Annotated in this window: 2 protein-coding genes; both read left to right on the forward strand. The window is 33.3% G+C overall.

The genetic code is table 11. The annotated features are described in order from the left end of the window. Positions 1 to 77 precede the first annotated feature (77 nt). Positions 78 to 1,268 carry a radical SAM protein gene (locus tag ENL20_06500; GenBank protein HHE38205.1) on the forward strand — a complete coding sequence of 397 codons (1,191 nt, stop codon included), beginning with the start codon at positions 78 to 80 and terminating at the stop codon, positions 1,266 to 1,268. 279 nt (positions 1,269 to 1,547) lie between these two features. Continuing rightward, a partial coding sequence (gene dcd / locus ENL20_06505) for a dCTP deaminase (protein HHE38206.1) occupies positions 1,548 to 1,987 on the forward strand: 440 nt, incomplete at its 3' end.

Consider the following 1,987-nt stretch of genomic DNA (forward strand, 5'->3'; position numbering starts at 1 on the left):
ATCTCAGGGGGATGGAATGAACTGTCTCTTTGTTTTTTAAACTTGCCAAATTTCTAAAATTTGGCAAGTTTGTAACTATGAAAATTATTAATAAACATTATAAACAAATTAAAACCGCAATCCGCAAACACAAACTCGCAGATCATTATTTCGTCAGTAAATATTCCTTTTCTCCGTATATGGCTTGTGAACATGGATGTAAATATTGCGATGGTCGGGCAGAAAAATATTATGTTGAAGGAGATTATGAGAAGGATATTGTCATTCGCAAAAACTTGCCTGAAATCCTGGAAAAAGAACTTTCTAAACTAAGAGAAAAAGGTGTTATTTTTATCGGTTCAGGGATCAGCGATGCTTATCAACCTGTAGAAAAAGATGAATTAATAATGAGAAGATGCGCTGAAATACTCTCCGAATCAAATTTTGCTGTAACTGTTCTGACCAAATCATCCCTGATCTTACGAGACCTGGATATCTGGAAAAAAGTTCATCAGAAAAATGGTTTTGTTTTGATGATGTCTCTAACATTTATCGATGATGAACTGCGAAATATTTTTGAACCTGGAGCAAGTTCTGTTCAGGAAAGAATCAAGACTTTAAAGATTTTCAAATCAGCAGGAATTCCAATTGGAGTCGCTGCTATGCCTTTTCTTCCTTTTATTAATGATTCGGAAAAACATATCACCGATTTCCTAAAAATAATGAAAGAAATAGATGTGGATTTCATTATGCCTGCATCCCTAACGCTTCGTCCGGGAAAGCAGAAGGAAACTTATCTGAAGATCATCGTCAAATATTTTCCTGAACTTGTTTCCAAATATGAAAATCTTTATTACAAGAATCTGCAATCCGGAATGCCGTTATGTTCTTATAGAAATAAATTTTATCATCTCATAAACAGGAAAATATTGGAGAAAAACATACCGGCATTTCAACCGCATTTTATTTATAAAAACAAACTTCCCTTATACGATGAAATTCTTATTCTGATGAATCATTTATGTGAACTTTATGAAAATCGTAATGTTGATATTAAACGCTTAAGGAAAAGCCTGGATTTTTATACGAAATGGTTGATTGATGAAAAAACATTTTTTAATCTGAGAAGAAATCTGACACATAAACATCTGGAATCGAAATTAATCGAGATGATAAATAGTGAAGAATTCCTGCAAATTATCAAGAATGGAAAATTATTTGAATTCCTTAAAAAGATTGTTATTGACAGGAAAACCTTCGATTATAGAATTCTCCGGATTGTCGATTGATGATTTTCAATTGACGATTGAAGACCTTGCAAATGGTTTCCGACAGAGAATTTCTTTCTTGTTGACCTTCGCAATGGTTGGAAATCAGGATCGATGAAGAAATAAAAGGATTTTACTCATTCCCAAATTCCTTTTGGGAATGAAATTGAAGAAAAGTTTTACTTTGATTTTATTATTGAAAAAGAGAAAAAATTATCGAAATATAATTTCTCCTTCAATTATATTCCCAAATAAAATTTGGGAACAAGTAGATTAATTAGAAATTAAAGAGGATTTGATATGTCTATCCTAACAAGAAATGAGATTATAAAAGAGATCAAAAACAAGAACATAATCATCGAACCTTTTGATCCGGAAACAATTGGACCAGCTTCCGTCGATCTGACTCTCGATAATAAATTCAGGATCTACAAACAATTCCAGGAAATACATGATGTGAACGATAATGCTGATTATAAAAAAATAACTGAATTGATCGAAACCGATTCCATTATTATTAAACCGCAGGAAACATTGCTGGGAATAACCAAAGAGAAAGTCATTCTTGCTCCTAACATCTGCGGTTGGCTGGAAGGTCGCAGTCGTTTTGCCCGTTTAGGATTGATGGTTCATATTTCCGCATCATTTATGCAGCCGGGAATAAGTAACCAACAGGTTCTGGAGATCAGCAATGTCGGTAATGTGCTTTTACGATTACATGCAGGAACAAAGATCTGCCA

This window comes from Candidatus Cloacimonadota bacterium (assembly GCA_011372345.1).
Taxonomy (GTDB): domain Bacteria; phylum Cloacimonadota; class Cloacimonadia; order Cloacimonadales; family TCS61; genus DRTC01.